Source organism: Staphylococcus sp. HMSC063A07, assembly GCF_001836955.1.
GTDB lineage: Bacteria > Bacillota > Bacilli > Staphylococcales > Staphylococcaceae > Staphylococcus > Staphylococcus lugdunensis.
Map to the genome: position 1 here is coordinate 186,945 of NZ_KV830929.1, position 19,687 is coordinate 206,631.

Here is a 19,687-nt window from a genome sequence, read left to right on the forward strand (position 1 = left end):
TGATTAAAGAAGAGGGGATTGCCATGTTTGGAGAAATTTGGCCATTAATCAGTGTTGTCCTAGGCATTATCATTCTACTAGGATTAATTATAGGTTTGAAACTCAATACATTTATTGCATTAATTATTACATCAGTAATAACTGCGATGTTATTAGGGATGCCATTAAGCAAAATTATGACGACAATCGAAGCCGGAATGGGTAGTACGCTTGGACATATTGCGTTAATATTTGGGCTCGGAGCTATGCTTGGAAAATTACTTGCAGATGGTGGCGGTGCAAACCGTATTGCCGATACTTTGATTAACAAATTCGGTCAAAAGTACGTACAATGGGCAATGTTAATAGCTGCATTTATTGTCGGTATTGCACTGTTCTTTGAAGTAGGATTAGTCTTATTAATCCCGCTAGTATTCACGATTGCTAAACGCGCAAACGTATCTGCGCTTAAATTAGGATTGCCAATGGTCACTGCTTTATCAGTGACACACGGATTTTTACCACCGCATCCAGGGCCTGTGGTTATCGCTAAAGAATTGAAAGCAGATATTGGTCAAGTCTTATTATTTGGTATTATTATTGCGATTCCAGTAACGATTATTGCAGGACCTGTCTTTAATAAGCTTGCACAAAAAATGGTGCCGTCTGCATATACTAAGGTTGGCGATATTTCATCATTAGGTACACAAAAAACATTTACAGAAGCAGAAATGCCAAGTTTTGGTTTGAGTATATTTACGGCAATATTACCTGTATTGTTAATGTTGTTTTCTACAATCGTACAATTGATTACAGGTCACAGTAAAGCGACTAATGGTTTTGAATCTGTTGTTTACTTTATAGGTACAGCAGGAACAGCAATGTTGATTGCAGTTATCTTTGCTATTTTCTCAATGGGCTTACATCGTGGCAGAAAAATAAATGACATAATGGAATCTGTAACGAATGCAATTTATCCTATTGGCATGATGATTTTAATCATTGGCGGTGGAGGTACATTTAAACAAGTACTGATTGATGGCGGTGTCGGTGATACCATCTCTAAAATGTTTGAAGGTTCAACGATGTCACCTATTTTACTTGCATGGATTGTAGCTGCAGTATTAAGAATATCATTGGGTTCAGCAACGGTTGCAGCAATATCCACAACGGGTATTGTGCTACCCTTACTGCAACATTCAGACGCAAATGTAGCACTTGTTGTGCTAGCGATTGGTGCAGGAAGTGTCATCTTATCACATGTAAATGACGCTGGCTTTTGGATGTTTAAAGAATACTTTGGTTTAACTGTTAAAGAAACCTTCTTAACATGGTCAATGTTAGAAACGATAATCTCTGTGTCAGGAATTATTTTCATCTTGTTCATAAGTCTGTTTGTCTAAACATATATCATCATAGCAATAATATAGTGTAGTATGAAATATCAGTTAAAATCCCTATCAATACACTACAAATAATGATAAAATTTAAACTGAAATTGAAAGGGGTTACTAAACGATATGAAACAAATAAAAAAAGCCATCATACCTGCTGCTGGATTAGGGACACGTTTCTTGCCAGCAACTAAAGCGATGCCTAAAGAGATGTTACCCATTTTAGATAAACCAACGATTCAATATATCGTTGAAGAAGCGTCACGTGCGGGAATTGAAGATATTATTATCGTGACTGGGAAACATAAACGTGCCATCGAAGACCATTTTGACAATCAAAAAGAATTGGAAATGGTATTAGAAGAAAAAGGGAAAACAGAATTACTAAAAAAAGTCCAATATTCTACGGATTTAGCTAATATTTTTTATGTGAGACAAAAAGAACAAAAAGGTTTAGGACATGCGATTTATTCAGCGCGACAATTTATAGGTGATGAGCCATTTGCGGTATTATTAGGTGATGACATAGTAGAATCAGATACACCAGCAATCAAACAACTAATGGATGCGTATGATGAGACTGGTAAGTCCGTTATTGGTGTGCAAGAAGTAGCAGAATCAGACACACACCGTTATGGCATCATAGATCCTTTAGAGAAACATGGTCGTCGTTATGAAGTAAAACAATTCGTTGAAAAACCAGCACAAGGTACTGCACCGTCAAATTTAGCTATTATGGGACGATACGTCTTAACTGCCAATATATTTGATTATCTAAAAACACAAAAAAGAGGCGCTGGAAATGAAATACAATTGACAGATGCTATCGAACGCCTAAACAAAGATGATCAAGTATATGCATACGATTTTGAAGGTGATCGCTACGATGTTGGAGAAAAACTTGGGTTTGTTAAAACAACGATAGAATATGCCCTCAAAGATCAAGAAATGAAAGAAGAATTAACACAGTTTATTAAAGATTTAAATTTATAAACTCGATAATTCAAAAACATTGATAACACTAAACGAGCACTTCACTTATTGTTTAACTTAACAAAAAAGTGAAGTGTTCTTTATTATTATGTATTAAATTGATTGTCATAGTTGTTCACCTGGGCCATAGTTTTAATTATATTAGCATTATATACAGTAATATAATAGAATTTAAAGTGAATGAAATATTAAAATGAAATTAAATAAATAATTTAAAGCATTGATAAATTCTACTAATAAAATACTATTTAAAATAAGCGGAAATACTGGAAAGGTGGGGCATAATGAATTCAAGAAAAAGAATGGCTTTGGTTTTGCTTTTTATACTGCTAGTTATCAGCTTTTCAATCTTTTTACTACATAAACGTCAAAAAGATCATTACATAGAAGTACAGTAGAAGCGGATTGATTTGTACTTTAAACACAATCTTAAAGAATATCATTCAATGAAAGTCACGAGTTTTACAAAAAATCCAATGGATGATTACTTTGTCCATGGCTATATCAATGGAAATAAGAAATATTACTTTAAAATACTGATTTCTTCAGTTAATGAATTTAAATTCACTAAAGAAGTAGGGTATAACCCCAAAACACTTGGAAAATTATTTAAAGAGGAAGAGGCTAAAAACAAAATAGGAGCAGATGAAATCATTAAAAAAGAACATTTAGACAAGGAAAAATATGAAGCACAACCACCATTTATTTGGGGGATATAAAGTGACTTAAAATAATATTTAATGAGATGACCATAGGTTACATTTGTCATATATTTAAAACGTTTTGAACTAACGTCTGGATTTAAAGTAGTCCCATAAGATATGTGTAGTTAAAATCAGTCCCATGGCAAAGAAGAATACAATAATAACGTTTAATATTATGCTAAAAACATTATAAATTGGTAAGTAGCTCAATAGGAGAAACATTGGTATAAGGAAGATTAAATCCCACCAACCTATTGCTTTTAATGTCTCTCTAAAATTGTTCATTCTTATGCACCTCATATAATTAAAAAGTTAGTAAACACATTGTTCTAGTCATTTAAAGTTATAGAATGACAATTTAAACAAGAATTATAACAGCACCTACGTCTTGGTTCCAATATATAGACGTAGGTGTTGTTATTCAACCTTTTACATAGGCGAGATTGTAGTAAATTATTTAAAAACGGCTTGATTGATTGCTTGTGCAGTTTGTTCAAAGTGGTCGACACTTAAAGATACATAGAGTTTGATTTTAGGTTCTGTGCCGGATGGGCGTAATGCGATAAAGCCGTCATTAAAATAAATTTTAATGACGTTAGCTGTCGGTAATGTTATAGGCGATGTGGTTTGTGATACGAGATTGATTTTTTCTCCTTTTTCAAAATCTTCAATGGCTGTAACTTTTAGACCTGCTATATGATGAGGTGTATGTTGTCTAAAGGTTGTCATAAGTGCATGAATTTTTTGTTTGCCAGCAGTGCCTTCAAAGGTATGAGAAAACAACTTATCATGGTGATATTCAACCGTTTCATAAATTTGGTTTAATACATCTTTTAACATTTTACCTTCGTTTTTCAATTGGGATGCATATTTAATAATCAAAGGGACGATTTGTACTGCATCTTTATCGCGTACAAAGTCACCAGCTAGGTAACCATAACTTTCTTCATATCCAAATATAAAGTGTTCATCAGCTGGTAGCTGCCTGATTTCCTGAGCAATATATTTAAAGCCTGTGAGTACTTGACGAGTGTTGATATGGTTATGCTGCGCTAGGCGCACATTGAGTTCGCTGCTGACAATCGATTGTATCATTAGACGATTTGTCATCTTTGCTGTTTGCTTGATACGATAATTTAACAGTAAAGCACCAATTTGATTGCCATTATAATAATGTATATGACCAGCTGCGTCACGTTCAGCAATTCCTAAGCGATCAGCATCTGGATCTGTACAAATCAGTAAATCTGCGTTCGTTTCTTGAGCTAATGACACTGCTTGGTCAAAGGCCTTATGATCCTCTGGGTTTGCACTTGTCACTGAGCTGAACTCCGCATCTGGTTGGCATTGTGCTTCTACTAACTTGTAATTCGTAAAGTGAAGTTCATCCAAAATATTTGGGACAACAGGGACACTCGTACCGTGTAAACTTGTAAAGACGACCTTTAAATCTGATGATGGAATATTACCTACGAGTCGTTGAACATCATTAAAGTAATGGTTACGCACCTCAGTTGGTACAGCATAAATATTCTCTGTTTTATTTCCAATGTCTTCATAAGTATTGAGTGAGAGTGGATCACCCAGTTGCGCTATGATGTTACTAAGTTTATTAGAAGGTTCGGTAGATAACTGCCCACCATCAGCACCATAAACTTTAATACCGTTATAGTCTTTAGGGTTATGGCTTGCTGTAATCATGACGCCAGCATCTGCTTCTAAATATCTGACGGCATATGATAAATCTGGTGTAGTGCGATAGGTGTCTGATAAGTAAACAGTGATATCATGACTTGCGAGAACATTTGCTATGATTTGAGCAAATTCTGGTGATAAATGTCTTGTATCATAATGTATGACCGCAGACGGTGTTTTGTGCTGTTTTAGCAGAAAACGTGATAGTCCGATAGCCACTTTATTTACTGTAAATTTATTCAAACGGCCTTCCCCTAGACCGAATTTCCCTCTAATACCAGCAGTACCAAAGGCAAGCGTAGTATCAAATCCTTCATCTTGTTCTTCAGCTGATTGCTGTTCGTAGAAAGTATGCGTTAAACTTTCTTTGGCTTTAGCAATCCATTGGTCTTTGTTCATTTCGACGACATCCTTTTCTATATTTATACGTTCATTCTTCTATTTAAAAAACATACATCCTCATTTGAAATGTAAACTCAATCACATTAATTATAAACAGAAAAATAGAATTTTGAAATATTCTAAGTCATTATTTATGAGGGCAATTTTGTTGTTTGCTGTATATTTAGAAGAACAAAAAGTATATAATGGATTAATATTGACTAAATATAAAGGGATGTTAAAGGTGAAGATGTATATATGATTAACACGGTAACAAGTATATTACCACCCGTACACGGTGGAAGAACTAAGGCATTATTGAGTCGAATACGCCTATTAGATCAACACCTAGGAATTCAAAATAAAATTTATACAACCAATTATAATGCTAATTATTTAGAGGTATATCATCAATTTAGAGAAGATGGTACAGTAACGCCGTCTACAGCTTTTGAAAATATGTATGATTGGTTATCTGGCTTTAAATTATTAAATATACCTACAACAAAATTTAGAAAAAAGACCATATATCATGAAACAAATCGTGATATTGAAGGGCTAACTTATAAAGTATCTGACGATGGCAATGTGGTGCGTTATTACAATGAAAAAACGTATGTTTTATATCGAAAATATTATGAAAACACAGATATTGTGCAATTTGAAGATGTCATGTCTCCAATTTCTAAAAAGAAAATTGAACGCAGAGAGTTTAATCAATATGGACAGATGCATCGGAAAACATTTTATTCACGACAAACATTTCGTAAAATAATGGAAGAATATATCGATCAAACAGGTAACGTGTATTGCCGTAAATTTTTTGATTCTACAGTTGCAAAACGCATTGATTTTATTCAAATTTATAAAAATAATTTATTTTATCGTGCTTTTAAGTCAGAAAAAGAACTATTCCAATATTACTTTCAACAGCGCTTCCAAGACGGTGATATTGTCTTTAATGATGCAAGATTGTTAGATATGCCATTACTCAAACAAACACATAAGACGAAAAATGTTTTAGTATTTCATAATAGTCATTTAGAAGGACAGCAAATAAATCGGTCATATCGGTTTGCATTAGAGCATTCAGAAAATGTTGCGCAGTATGTCTTGTTAACAGAGATGCAAAAGCGCGATATCCAAAGTACGTTTGACATTAGTGAACAACAAATTACAGTTTTACCGCATTTTATTCAACCTTATCCTCAACATGATAGTATCCAGCAACAAGATCGTTTTATCTTTATAGGTAGATTAAGTTTACAAAAGCAAGTTGACCATCTGATTAAGGCTTATCACCGTTTCTTAAGTTATGGTTATGGCACGAGACTTGACGTGTTTGGTGCAGATGAAGACAAACAAAAGCAACTGATGCTTGATTTAATTAATGATTTTGGTATACAAGATAAAGTGACAATTCATGATTTTACATCAAATCCATTAGACGAATTTAGAAAATCAAAAGCGTCATTACTCACAAGTGCATATGAGGGATTTGGACTTACCGTTATGGAGAGTATTGAAGTAGGCTGCCCAGTAATTTCATATGATGTCCGATATGGTCCAGCAGAAATTATCGACGATGGCGCAAACGGTTATCTTGTAGAACCAAACAACATTGATGCCTTCGCCCAAAGAATGGCAGATATTGTTAAAGAACCTCTTTCACAAGTTCAGACCAAAAACCAACTAAGGGAAACTCAAGCCATCGCTAACTATAAACAGCTATTCCAAACATTAAAATATTAAAGTTGAATCATAAGAATGGGGGATAGGGCATAATTTTTTAGGCTCTGAACTCTATATTGGAAGTAGTTGACGGGATTAAAAATATGCTTATCCCAAGCTTTTTCAATTCAAGTCAACCATGCAGGGGCGGGAATACGAATTCACAATGAATTCTAACCGCTCTCTTTATAATTTAGAAATTCTTAGTGAATGGCTAAAAGTGAAGTAAGTTTCATCATTTATTTATACTAATCATTTAATTCTTGTTTTCATTTGCACGTCTCAATCCTTAACGATATGATAATGATGAGGATTGAAGTAAGCGTTTACAATAAATTTACAATACACACATTGTGAAAGGGGTTTAGATGATGGTTGAACAGTTTGATTTGATTGTGGTCGGTGCTGGACCCGGGGGTTATGTTGCGAGTATTCGCGCTGCTCAATTAGGGATGAAGGTTGCCGTCATTGAAAAGGACCGTGTGGGGGGCACATGTTTCAATGTAGGATGTATTCAATCTAAGCTGTTGATTGAACATGGCAAGCGTGTTTATGAAATGAATCAAGCGAAAGATTGGGGCATTTTTGCAAATCATATTGAGCTGGATATTAACAAAATGAATCATCGTAAGGATGAGGTGGTGGATGAGATTATTGGCAATGTTCACCATCTTTTTGATGAAAATCATGTAAATTACATACAAGGAGAAGCGGTAGTTCATAGTGATTTATCTGTTGAAGTCAATGGCCGCGTACTTCATGCCAATGATATTGTATTAGCGACTGGAAGTTCACCATTCGTGCCACCTATTGAGGATGTTGATAAGATTGATTATGAAACGACGGATTCGTTCTTTAAGCATTCCACTTTACCAGAACAATTAACGATTGTCGGTGGTGGTGTCATTGCGACAGAACTCGCATCTGCCATGGCTGATTTAAGTGTTCATGTAACGATTTTAGAGTCTGGTGACAATATATTGCGCTCTGAGGATAAAGATGTTCAAGCGTCGATACGGAAGTTATTAGATCATCAGGGTGTAAAGATTGTTACACATGCGCGTGTCAATAAAGTAGATACTGATGCTGTTTATTTAGAAAATGGTTCACAGTTACCCTATGGTACACTACTATTTGCAACTGGGCGACGTCCTAATTTACAAGCATTTGAATCTCTTAATTTAACTATGGAAGATAAAACAATTAAAGTGAATGAGTTTAACGAAACATCGGTGCCACATGTCTATGCAATTGGAGATCTTGTAGCCGGTTATCAACTGGCGCATACAGCAAGTGCACATGGTGCCGTTGTGGCTGAGAAAATTGCAGGACTGAATCCCGACCCTGTGAAACAAGAGGATATACCAAGATGTATTTATACGCGAGTTGAATCAGCGTCAATAGGTTTATCTGAAGCACAAGCAATTGCTCAAGGTTATGACGTAAAAGTGACACAATCAAACTTTAAAGAAGCGCCGAAAGCTTTAATAAAGGGGGAAACAAATGGTGTAATAAAAATGGTTATTGATAAAGCCACGCACCATATTTTAGGTATTTTTGCTGCGGGTCCTAATGCTACGGATGTGGTCGGGCAAATGTCAGCTATGCGAGCTGCACATGGTCAACTTGAAGACTTAGCTGCTATGATTCAACCTCATCCAGCGCTATCAGAAACAATTGGTGAAACTGCCAATGCGTATTTTAATAAGGCTATACATCAATAAATTGTTCACAATTGCAGTCGGTTTACCTCAAATTTAAGCAGCTTCCAATTAGTTGAAATATACAAATAAAGTGAATTTTAAGATAAATGACTAATTTGTGAAATACATCACATATTACTTTAAAAAATAAAAAAAGAGCGTATTATAGTAGATGTAAGGAATAAGTAATTGGAGTGATAACTGATGCGAAAAGTAATTGAACAAGTTATTTTTTCAAATGAAAGCAGTTATAAAATTCATGTGCATACAGGCGTAAACCAAGGATTAATTGGTGATATTAGAGATGGTTACATCACTATCGACTCTATGCCATATATCGATGCAGAACGATTATATCAATATGGTCTTGAACACAAGGAAGTTGTACCTAGTTAATCAAGACAGCCCCTAAAAAAGAACTCGACTTTTTTGACCCAAGTATCGTATGCCCTTCCTGGCGAACATCAAGGGCATCATATATACCCCAATAACATTGAATAATCTCTGGAAAGCCCACAAACCAATGCGTACTGGTTGTGGGCTTTTAGTATTAAACAACTTTAAAATTCTTTTTAACCTCATTATATTGATACTCTAAATTATAAAGTTTATTTTTGAAGCCATCTTGACTGCTAAAGGGCATACGAACATCATGCATGTTATCAATTTCACGAATAAACTTTTTTTCGGCTGTTTTACGTTGTGCTACCGTCATATTCAGTAATTCTTCTTCACTAAATAAGTCTTCAAAACGAAAACTGAATCCCATGCGTTTCTTTTCTGCTCTTAATTTCATGACGCGATCATGATAAGTCATCATTATCTCCCTTTCTATAAACCCATTTTAATTAGACATACTTCCACTTTATACCTTAATATTATATTTTACAAATGGAATTTGTAAGTTGTTTTAGTTTTAACAACAGTGGTTATAAAGATACTAAGCCAAAAAGAAAAGGATGTAGTTATAAATGGATAATATCGTAGGACGTGTTGCTGTAATAACTGGGGCAAGTAGTGGTATTGGTAAAGAAATTGCTAAAGCGATGCATAGCATGGGATTCAGAGTTGTATTAGCAGGACGCAATAGAAAAAGATTAAATCAAGTGGCTATGCATATGCGTAAATATGAACGCTTAATAGTAGAAATAGATATGACTCAACGTCAGGAGGTAGAAGCACTAATTGCTAAAGCGATTGAGTACTTTGGTCGAGTGGATATTCTTGTTAACAGTGCAGGTTTAAGTTTAAGTTCACAAATCACAAGTCATCAAGTTGAAGATTGGGATGCAATGATTGACACGAATCTAAAGGGTACTTTGTATGCTATTAATGCAGTTTTACCACATTTTCAGCAATACAAAGAGGGACATATTATTAATTTAGCATCTATTAGTGCTGAAGAGGTAACTAAAGATAGTACTGTGTATAGTGCAACAAAAGCTGCTGTCCAGATGATTAGTCGAGGGTTAGAAAAAGATTTAGCACGTACAGGCATTAAAGTGACTAGTATTTTACCAGGTATGGTTGATACGCCAATGACTGAACAGAGTGATTTTGGAGGCCGCAAAAAGCTAGAGACCTATGACATAGCTGAAAGTATACGTTATGCCATAACGCAACCGCCACATGTCAATGTAAATCAAATTACTATACGACCAGTATAGAAATATTTTCGTAAAATATAAGCCAAGGCTTTAATGAACTATCGGAATTTTAAAAATAATCGATGCAGTTTATGGTAATGATTAAAGCTCTGACATCAAATTAAGTTTAACTTATTCAGTTGCTAACCATGTCTTGGGGAATGTTACACTGATATTATAGAATAACCTAATTTCTAAGTAATGAAGGGTGATGACAATATTGGAACAAAGATTATTCGACTTGTTAGAATTATTGGTGAAATATAATACAGAAAGCCCTCCTGGACGTAATACAAATCCTTTGCAAGATGATATTCAACGCTTGCTTGAGGATTTAGGTTTTACAATTCAACGTGAGGTACTTTATCCTAATGACAGTATTATTGTAGCCACGTTAAAAGGTGAGGATCCAACAGCACCAAAGTTAATTTTAAATGGACATGTGGATGTGGCTTCTGTCGATGATGATCGTGAGTGGAACTATCCGCCATTTGAATTAACGCATGTTAACGACTGGCTCTATGGTCGTGGTGTTAGTGACATGAAAGGTGGCATGGCTGCTTTATTTTATGTCTTAGAGCGATTACATCAAGAAGGACGTCTCCCTCAAGGTGATATTATTGTTCATTCTGTAGTTGGGGAAGAGGTTGGTGAAGCAGGGACAAAGCGTGCTTGTGAAATCGGACCTAAAGCCGACTTAGCATTAGTCTTAGATACGAGTGATAATATGGCGTTAGGTCAAGGTGGCGTGATTACAGGCTGGATTACAGTTAAAAGTAAGCACACAATACACGATGGCGCACGTCATCAAACCATACATGCAGGTGGTGGCTTATTTGGTGCCAGCGCTATTGAAAAAATGATGAAAGTCATTCAAGCATTAAATGAATTAGAACGGCATTGGGCAGTGATGAAATCGAGTCCAGGAATGCCACCTGGCGCAAATACAATAAATCCTGCTGTTATTGAAGGAGGCCGACATCCTGCTTTTATTGCTGATGAATGTCGTTTATGGATTACGGTACACTATTTACCTAATGAATGCTATGAAGATGTTATTGCAGAAATTGAAACATATTTAAACCAAGTAGCTGCAGCTGATATTTGGTTGAAAGATCATCCATTGTCCTTTGAATGGGGTGGTGCATCAATGATTGAAGATAAAGGAGAGATTTTTCCAAGTTTTGAAATCCCAACGACCCATCCAGGATTTAAAGCTTTGCAACAGGCACATGAACTTGTACACCATAAACCTTTAGAACATGGTATGAGTACGACAGTTACAGACGGTGGTTGGACAGCACACTTTGGTATACCAACAATTTTATATGGTCCCGGAAGTTTGACCGAAGCGCATAGTGTAGATGAAAAAATTACTGCGACAGAATTGCAAACATATAGTGAAGTACTCTATCAATATTTAAAACAATGGTACCAGCACCCAGTAAAAAATTAGAAAAACATGTTGGGATATACATGTAAGTGATTAGAGTTCCAGCGTTCGATTCTTTTCTTCCATTATGATTTCTACAATCTTATTTGCAGACATAAAAACTGGCAAAATCAGTTTTTACTAACAAAGCAAGCTGGGATGAGGGCCAAGCAACGAGGAATACGATAAGCACTTCTACGTACAACGCAAGCTGGGGTGGGGGCCCCAGCAAAGAGGAATGCGAAAAGCATTTCTACGTACAACGCAAGCTGGGGTGTCGAAGTTGTCCTCTAAGAATGCGAGCCAACAATACGAAATATTGTTGTAAATAAAGAAGCACAAAGATGATTTATGTTAAACCATCTTTGTGCTATTATTTTGGGATTTATATGCCATGCTGTTTGTATTATCGTTTAAAGGTATCACGGAGTTTCTTAACCCAACCAGCGCCTCGCTTAGAAACGACGGGAACTCCTGAAGGCTGGGACGCGAGCTTTTTTAATTGTTTACCATATTTAATTGCTTTTTGCATTAAATAGGCTTGTGAATTTAAAGGTGACATATCGTTTTTAATATAGTGATATTGACCATATTGATCTTGATAACGTCCCTTTTGATTGTCTGATAATTGTAAGTTCATATAGTCTAGTAATCGTTTGGCAATGTCGTTATCTTCAACTGGGAATAAAATTTCAACACGTTTAATCATATTCCGAGTCATGACGTCAGCGGAAGAAAGATAAATACGTTGGTCTCCATTATTATAGAAATAATAAATACGAGAATGTTCTAATAATCGTCCTACAATACTAACGACTTCAATATTCTCACTTATACCAGGAATTCCAGGTTTTAAACAACATATGCCACGAATAATCAACTGAATTTTAACGCCTGCTTGAGAAGCTTCGAACAATTTCTTGATGATTGCTTTATCAGTTAATGAATTCATCTTCATGATAATATGGCCATTGCCATGTTCGTGGTGACTTTTAATTTCTTTGTCGATACGGTCGATAAAGACATCACGAATATCAAATGGTGCCACGATTAATTTGTTATATACGGGCTTAACCGAATAGCCACTTAAATAATTAAAGAAATTAATCGCGTCTTCCGCAATTTCTTTATTTGTGGTAATAATACCCATATCTGTATAGAGTTTAGCTGTTTTATCGTTATAGTTACCTGTACCTAAATGTACGAATGAAGTTAATGTTCCATGAGTACGTTTTACTACAAGTGCAATTTTACTATGTGTTTTTAAGTGTGTCATACCATAAATGACATGACAACCAGCATCTTCTAACATACGTGCCCAATGCACATTATTTTCTTCATCAAACCGCGCTTTTAATTCTACAAGTACAGTCACTTGTTTACCTTTTTCGGCAGCTTCTTTTAAACTTTTAATAATTGGTGAATCTTTACTTACGCGGTACAATGTTTGTTTAATCGCAATTGTATCAGGATCATCTGCAGCTTCGCGAATAAAGTCGACAATCGGTTGAAATGATTCATAAGGATGATGGAAGAAAATATCGCGTTTTAAAGCTAATTCATAAATATTATTAGTACCTAAAGAACGCGGTACTTGTGGTGTATATTGCTCATAAGTTAAGAATTTTAATTTGTGTGATAAATGGTCTACCAAACCAAATAAAAATGTTAAATCGAGTGGTCCATTAACAAAATACACGTCATTGTTCTCAACTTCTAACGTATCAATGAGCCATGGAATATCGTCTGAATTAGCGGTGCGACCGTCAACCTCTAAACGCACAGCTGAACCACTTTTACGTTCTTTCAAGAAACGTTCAATTTCGATAAGTAAATCTTCAGCACCATCCTCATGAATGGTTAAATCGGCGTTACGTGTAATACGGAATGTAAACGTATTTAAAACTTCGTATCCCGTGAATAGATAATTGATGAAATAAGTAATCACATCTTCAACCATTAATACATATTGTTTTGTACCTTCATTGAGTGTAATGAACCTAGGTATTAATGACGGAATTTGAACAATAGCAGAATTTATCGCATCTTCCGTATCAATATCAACGAAGATATTTAAGCTTTTATTATTTAATTTTGGAAATGGATGATATGCATCAATACCTAAAGGTGTAAGCGTAGGCAATATGGTTGTCTTAAACTCTTGTTCAAGACGAGTTAATAGTTGGTTGGATAATTGTTCAGGTTGAGACATTTCGATATCATATTGTCGAAGTTCTTCGATAAGTTCATTATAGCGCTCATATTGTTTATCAACATATGTGGTATTCTTTTCTTGGATAGCATCAACTTGTTCTTGCGGTGTCATTTGTGCTTTGTTTTCAGGCTTATCATATCCCATTTTAACTTGGTCTTTTAAGCCAGCGACCCGGACCATAAAAAATTCATCTAAATTAGAGCTAAAGATAGAGATGAAATTTAACTTTTCTAATAAAGGATTATTATCGTCATAAGCTTCTTGTAATACACGATAGTTAAAATCTAACCAGCTAAGTTCTCGATTGTTGTAATACTGCGGTAAATTGATGTTATTTTCTCCCAATTGATTTTGCATTGTCTATACACACCTTGTCGTTTAGTCATAATTTTTGTTATATACGTACGTGCTATGGCAGTTTTACCTAACATAAAGATAGCATAAGAGTTTTAATATTTTGTAAAGGTGATGGCAACTTTACCCTTTAAGACTTTTTCTATATGTTTTTTTTGGCGCATTGCCTGATACTTTTCAGCAATAGGTTCACCTTTATGGTGAACGATGAGTTCAAAATCTTCTTCAGCTTTTTTCAATGGTTTCAATGAGACATCTTCTACAAAGCTTGTGTGTGAAATATTGAGTGCATTGACAAACTTAATAATGCCTCCAAGAATTTGAATGGTATCGACCTCTTTATTTCCAAACCAGTTTGTCTCAGTACAATAGAATTTTAGCAATGATTTATTTTTAAAGCTGGCAAGTAGGGCTAGTTTCACACGGTCTTTATGTGTATAACCATTAATCATTGAGTTCGCAATAATATAATAACTATGCGGTGAGCTTGAATCTGAATCGATAAAGCTACCTAAGTAATAGATATACGCGCCTTCTTCAAACAATCGTTGCTCTTTATCGCTTAAATTGAACTCTGAATATTGCATGATCTGTGATAATAGGGATTTAGCTAATTTAAGTCGACTCGCAGAGCTACTTTCTTCAATTTGATATTCATTCGCAAGAAAATGGATAGCTTCTTTACGAACGTTATATTTATCAAAAACATCTGTATAACGGTCACGAATTTGTTTAATGATGTAGCCTTCACGTAACCCATTTCTTGAAAATGTAAATTGAGTCGCGTTTACTTTTTTATACAATGCTTTAAATACGCAAACAGCTGGTAAAATAATATCAACTCGGTCACGACTCAGTCCATCTAGATTAGTTAAGTCATCGCGGTCACTTTTGCGTATGATATCTAGCACTTCCTCAATATCATTATCAGACATTGTGTAATTATGTACGCCACCAATTGGATATGAGTGTTCCGATTGATGAATACGAGCCACGTTTCGTGCAGAACCACCCACACCGACAAGGGCTACTTTTTTATCTTGTAGCCAAGATAATTCATCAAATTGTGAAGAGATGAATTTTTCCATATCTTTAATAGCTGATTTGTTGTTGTGTGCTTTATTTTCAAAAAACATACGTGTAAGTGTAACGACACCAAAAGGAAAACTATGTGATTCAACTAATTCCTTATCTTTAAATAATGTTACTTCGGTTGAACCACCACCAATATCAACGGATACACCGTTAGCAATTTCTGTTGTATGTGTGATGGCATAAAAGCCATAATAGGCTTCATCTAGTTCTGGAATGATTTTCATATCAATATTTAATTCTTTTTTGACCTGTTTGATGATGGCGTTTTTATTTTTAGATTGACGGATAGCTGCTGTTGCAATCGGATGTAACTCTGTAACGTTAAATTCTTGCGCAACTTTTTTAAAGCTTTTAAGCGCTTCAATGAGCACTTTAATACCGTCTTTGCTCATTTCCTTTTTAGATGTTAAGTATTGACTTAGTCTTGCCGGTGTTTTAATGTTTAGTATTTCATTCAAGCCAGCTGTTTTGCTAAATTTAAAAATGACTAATCTAATTGTGTTGGATCCTATGTCAATTAAGCCGATGCGTTCTTCCATTGTATCCTCCTATTGCCTTTGGATAGTCTATTAATTATGATTACCCTCTTTACTATTATTCTACATTAAAATCCTTGTTTTTATAATACATTAGTGGGAATTTTAGTTGAATTTCATTGTATCTTTCTCGGAATAATTATTTTCAAATTGAAAATGAGGTGGGGCAACAAATAAAAGCACAAAGATGATTTGAAATAAAAAATCGTCTTTGTGCTTTTTTGATAATCCATACTTTGTGTTATGGGCTCGCTTAGGAGACAACTTGCTTGTCGAATTTTTTCTATATTTATGTCCAAACTGATTATACTGCTAATTTGCTTTTATTGGGCCTCCAGGACCTACTGGAATGCCTAGTAAATACCAAATAATGAGGAAGAGCGTCCATACAATGGAAAGGACGATTGTGTATGGCATTAGGCTAGATAATAAGGAGCCGAGTTTCATATTTTTATCATATTTTTGCGCATATGTTAGCAGTAAAGGCATATACGGCATCATTGGCGTTATTGGATTGGTAATAGAGTCGCCAACGCGATAAATCATCTGGGTAAACGCAGGATGAAAACCAATTAACAGCATCATCGGAACAAAGATAGGTGCCAGAATACCCCATTTTGCAGAGGCACTGCCAATCACCATATTGACCAAGCCGCTTAATATTAAAATACCGATAATTAATACGATACCATGTTGACCTTGTAATAAATTTGCGCCTTTAACTGCCACAATAACACCTAAATTACTCCATTTTAAGAAAGCAAGCAATTGTGCAGCAAAGAACACGATCAGAATAAAAGAACTCATTGTAGCTAACGAATCAGAAATCATCTTTCCTAAATCTTTAGTAGATTTGATTTGTTTACTAAGGACGCCATATATTACACCAGGAATCAGGAAAATGACGAGTATCACTAATCCTACGCCATTAATCAATGGCGAATTATCGATGAGACTACCTGTCTTTGGATTACGCAACCAGCTGCCTTCAGGAATAGCGCAGATAATTAATGCGACAACTAGAACGATAAATGAGATATTTGCCCAACGTAATGCACGTTGTTCAATCGGTGTAACCGTTGATGAAGGTTGGTCTGTATCGTCTAACTCAGCCTTACTATCATCGTATTTACCTAAGTGCGGTATTACTAATTTTGTTGTTGTAAAATACAACGTAGGTATAAGCATAAAGACGCTTGCGGCAATAAAGTACCAATTCATAGCAACATTAGTGTTCACTTTATCTGTCACAATTTTAGTGGCTGGATTTGTAAATGCATACACTAATGCATCTTGCATGCCAATAATTAAGTTTGCGCCAAAGCCACCTAATGAAGAAGCATATGCCATGGCTAGACCAGCAATAGGGTGATAGCCAATTTTAATGAATAACATTGCAGCTAAGGGTGGTAAAATGACGGTCGTTGCATCACCAGCAATACTGCCCATAATACCGATAAATATAATTGTTGGCAGAATGAGCTTTTTAGACGCATGATTAACGACTGATATTAAAAGCTTGTCAAAGTAGCCAGATTTTTCTGCTGCGCCAATACCAATCATTACAGCTAATACGAGTCCAAGCGCAGGAAATTCTGAAAAGTTCTTAATGGCATCATTCATAATCATAGCAATACCGTCAGTACTGATGATGCTTTTTATATGAATTGTATGGCCATTACCAGGATGTTTGACTGATACATTGAACCAAGAAATGACCCAAGTCATTACGGCTAATAGTACACACATCATAAAGAATAACACTGCAGGGTCAGGAAGTTTATTTCCAACCCATTCCACGCCATTTAAAAATCTTGTGATAAACGATGCTTTCTCTTTACGTTTCACACTTGAGGGCATGTCATCATCCTCCTTTAAGATAACACCCAGTATATCAAATACAATAACTAAATAAGCGAATATTCCGATATTTTATAATTTGTTTTACTTATCGTGTGTAATAGCACATAATAATATGATTTAATTTTAATCTTTTAAAAGATGATTGGTCTTTGGAACAATATAAAAGAAGATGACTTTAAAAAAACACGTCTGACAGCGAATGAGGATGTCAAACGTGTTGACCCAAGTAACTTACCACACAATTTGTTGATAGGTCTCGTCATTTAAAGAACGAACAATTTCAGTAATAAGTCGAACTGAGTTTTCATAATCATCTGTATGTAAAACAGAGACATTAGAATGCATGTAACGCAAGGCTACACCAATTGTGATAGTTGGAATGCCTTCATTTGCGACGTGAATACTACCGGCATCGGTACCACCACCTGGTGTAGTATCCCATTGAACACTGATATAATGCTTTTTCGCAACTTCTTTAATATGTTGACGTAAGCCTTGATGTGCTATGCTTGAGGCATCCATCATAATTACTACAGGACCATTACCTAGTGCGGTTTCACTTGTTTGACCCGACATACCAGGAATATCATAAGGTACACATACATCAACTGCGATAGCTAAATCGGGTTTAATGGTTTGAGCTGCCACTTTAGCACCACGTAAACCTACTTCTTCTTGGACTGTAGCACCTGCGTACAGATTAATGCCAAGGTTTTCATCTTTAAGGTTTTTTAATACTTCAACTGCTACAGCACAGCCATAACGATTATCAAATGCTTTAGCCGTCAAATATTTACTGTTGGCTAATGTTTCAAATTCACTATATGGCGTAATCATATTTCCTACTTCGATACCATGCTGCTCAACATCTTCACGGCTGCGTGCACCAATATCAATAAACATGTCTTTAATATCAACAGCCTTTTTACGCTCTTCAGCTTCAAGGACATGGGGCGGTTTAGATCCAATAATGCCTCGTATTTCTTGTCCTTGATCCGTTGTAATTGTCACTTTTTGCGATAGCATGACTTGGCTCCACCAGCCACCAATGGGTTGAAACTTAATAAAGCCTTCATTATCAATTTTCGTAACAATAAAGCCAATTTCATCTAAATGACCTGCTAACATAATCGACTTAGTTCCATACGTAGCTTCTCTTTTACCAAAAATGCCACCCAAATGATCTTCAATGATACTATCACTAATTGGGTTTAGATAATCTCTCATTGTTTCTTTAACTTGCATTTCTTGACCAGCGATACCATTAACATCGGTTAATGTCTTTAATAATTCTATCGACGCTTTCATATGTATAACCCCCTAAGCTTGGAATAACTACATTGTAACATGTTTTGTTTTAGAAAATAAAAGTATATAGAATTTTCAAACAATGCATAATAATCATTACATACAAGTTCTAAATTTTTTATATAGTGGTATAATAAAATAAACTAAAAATGAGCAGGTGAAGGTATGAAGAAGTTTATAGCAATGATAGCCATTGTTGTTATTACAATAGTGACTTTATCAGCATGTGATAAAGAGCGCACAAAGACATATGAAGGGGACATTGATGGTAAGCATGTCATTACTTCATTAACCTATAAAAATAATAAAGTGATATCACAATCAACAATAAGCACTTTAAAATATGATGACATGGGCTTATCAGAAAAAGAAGGAAAAGCATTATTTAAGAAACACAAAGCTTTAGAAAATGCTAAAGGCGTCGACTACCGTTTAACGAGTGAGCGGGATAAAATAGACGAAAAAGTAGATATCGATTATAACAAAGCAGATATCCAAAAAATAAAACGCAACTTCGACTTATTTTCATACGACAAAAACAACCACAAAGTCAACATGGAAAATAGCGTCAAATACCTCAAAAAACTAGGCTTCGAAGAAAAAAGCAAAATGACCAAATAGGGGCCAACAAAGAGAATTTCGAGAAGAAATTCACCAG

General features: G+C 35.2%; 16 protein-coding genes. 9 read left to right on the forward strand and 7 right to left on the reverse strand.

Annotation, left to right across the window (positions count from 1 at the left end):
* Nucleotides 1-23 precede the first annotated feature (23 nt).
* The 3 genes from HMPREF2597_RS09240 (at nucleotide 24) to HMPREF2597_RS12785 (ending at nucleotide 3,085) form a co-directional block, all read left to right on the forward strand.
* Nucleotides 24-1,382, forward strand: a complete 1,359-nt coding sequence (locus HMPREF2597_RS09240; protein WP_002478644.1) for a gluconate:H+ symporter — start codon at nucleotides 24-26, stop codon at nucleotides 1,380-1,382.
* A gap of 117 nt (nucleotides 1,383-1,499) precedes the next feature.
* Nucleotides 1,500-2,366, forward strand: a complete 867-nt coding sequence (gene galU / locus HMPREF2597_RS09245; RefSeq protein ID WP_002460395.1) for a UTP--glucose-1-phosphate uridylyltransferase GalU — start codon at nucleotides 1,500-1,502, stop codon at nucleotides 2,364-2,366.
* Between the two features lie 410 nt (nucleotides 2,367-2,776).
* A complete protein-coding gene (locus tag HMPREF2597_RS12785) occupies nucleotides 2,777-3,085 on the forward strand; it encodes a DUF1433 domain-containing protein (protein WP_002478645.1) in 309 nt (102 codons plus the stop codon).
* Between the two features lie 69 nt (nucleotides 3,086-3,154).
* Here HMPREF2597_RS12785 and HMPREF2597_RS12950 read toward each other — a convergent pair whose 3' ends face one another.
* Nucleotides 3,155-3,370 (reverse strand): DUF6007 family protein, encoded by a 216-nt coding sequence (locus HMPREF2597_RS12950; protein WP_371089512.1) that lies wholly within the window; start codon nucleotides 3,368-3,370, stop codon nucleotides 3,155-3,157.
* Between the two features lie 153 nt (nucleotides 3,371-3,523).
* Nucleotides 3,524-5,164: a phospho-sugar mutase gene (locus HMPREF2597_RS09255; RefSeq protein WP_070817280.1), complete on the reverse strand. Its 1,641-nt coding sequence runs from the start codon at nucleotides 5,162-5,164 to the stop codon at nucleotides 3,524-3,526.
* 240 nt (nucleotides 5,165-5,404) lie between these two features.
* On the opposite strand from HMPREF2597_RS09255, the gene HMPREF2597_RS09260 reads away from it, so the two are divergent.
* From HMPREF2597_RS09260 to HMPREF2597_RS09270, 3 genes are all read left to right on the forward strand, one after another.
* Nucleotides 5,405-6,898: a glycosyltransferase gene (locus tag HMPREF2597_RS09260; protein ID WP_002478648.1), complete on the forward strand. Its 1,494-nt coding sequence runs from the start codon at nucleotides 5,405-5,407 to the stop codon at nucleotides 6,896-6,898.
* 350 nt (nucleotides 6,899-7,248) lie between these two features.
* On the forward strand, nucleotides 7,249-8,601 hold the full coding sequence (lpdA, locus tag HMPREF2597_RS09265; protein ID WP_002478649.1) for a dihydrolipoyl dehydrogenase: 1,353 nt from the start codon (nucleotides 7,249-7,251) through the stop codon (nucleotides 8,599-8,601).
* A 183-nt stretch (nucleotides 8,602-8,784) separates the two neighbouring features.
* Nucleotides 8,785-8,976 carry a hypothetical protein gene (locus tag HMPREF2597_RS09270; RefSeq protein WP_002460385.1) on the forward strand — a complete coding sequence of 64 codons (192 nt, stop codon included), beginning with the start codon at nucleotides 8,785-8,787 and terminating at the stop codon, nucleotides 8,974-8,976.
* Between the two features lie 154 nt (nucleotides 8,977-9,130).
* On the opposite strand, the gene HMPREF2597_RS09275 is transcribed toward HMPREF2597_RS09270, so the two are convergent.
* Nucleotides 9,131-9,397 carry a DUF1413 domain-containing protein gene (locus tag HMPREF2597_RS09275; protein WP_002478650.1) on the reverse strand — a complete coding sequence of 89 codons (267 nt, stop codon included), beginning with the start codon at nucleotides 9,395-9,397 and terminating at the stop codon, nucleotides 9,131-9,133.
* A gap of 154 nt (nucleotides 9,398-9,551) precedes the next feature.
* Between HMPREF2597_RS09275 and HMPREF2597_RS09280 the strand changes: the two genes are divergently transcribed.
* A complete protein-coding gene (locus tag HMPREF2597_RS09280; protein WP_002478651.1) occupies nucleotides 9,552-10,247 on the forward strand; it encodes an SDR family oxidoreductase in 696 nt (231 codons plus the stop codon).
* Nucleotides 10,248-10,437: 190 nt separating this feature from the next.
* A complete protein-coding gene (locus HMPREF2597_RS09285) occupies nucleotides 10,438-11,682 on the forward strand; it encodes an acetylornithine deacetylase (protein WP_002460380.1) in 1,245 nt (414 codons plus the stop codon).
* Nucleotides 11,683-12,064: 382 nt separating this feature from the next.
* Here the strand turns inward: HMPREF2597_RS09285 and HMPREF2597_RS09290 are convergent, their stop codons facing one another.
* From HMPREF2597_RS09290 to HMPREF2597_RS09305, 4 genes are all read right to left on the reverse strand, one after another.
* Nucleotides 12,065-14,230, reverse strand: coding sequence for an RNA degradosome polyphosphate kinase (locus tag HMPREF2597_RS09290; RefSeq protein WP_002478653.1), 2,166 nt, complete (start codon nucleotides 14,228-14,230; stop codon nucleotides 12,065-12,067).
* Nucleotides 14,231-14,322: 92 nt separating this feature from the next.
* Nucleotides 14,323-15,861 carry an exopolyphosphatase gene (gene ppx / locus HMPREF2597_RS09295; RefSeq protein ID WP_070817281.1) on the reverse strand — a complete coding sequence of 513 codons (1,539 nt, stop codon included), beginning with the start codon at nucleotides 15,859-15,861 and terminating at the stop codon, nucleotides 14,323-14,325.
* 309 nt (nucleotides 15,862-16,170) lie between these two features.
* Complete coding sequence (locus tag HMPREF2597_RS09300) at nucleotides 16,171-17,718, reverse strand: AbgT family transporter (protein WP_002460377.1); 1,548 nt, start codon at nucleotides 17,716-17,718, stop codon at nucleotides 16,171-16,173.
* Between the two features lie 234 nt (nucleotides 17,719-17,952).
* Nucleotides 17,953-19,029, reverse strand: a complete 1,077-nt coding sequence (locus tag HMPREF2597_RS09305) for a M42 family metallopeptidase (protein ID WP_002478655.1) — start codon at nucleotides 19,027-19,029, stop codon at nucleotides 17,953-17,955.
* Between the two features lie 165 nt (nucleotides 19,030-19,194).
* Here HMPREF2597_RS09305 and HMPREF2597_RS09310 point away from each other — a divergent pair, with 165 nt between their 5' ends.
* Nucleotides 19,195-19,650 carry a DUF1307 domain-containing protein gene (locus HMPREF2597_RS09310; protein ID WP_002478656.1) on the forward strand — a complete coding sequence of 152 codons (456 nt, stop codon included), beginning with the start codon at nucleotides 19,195-19,197 and terminating at the stop codon, nucleotides 19,648-19,650.
* Nucleotides 19,651-19,687 lie beyond the last annotated feature (37 nt).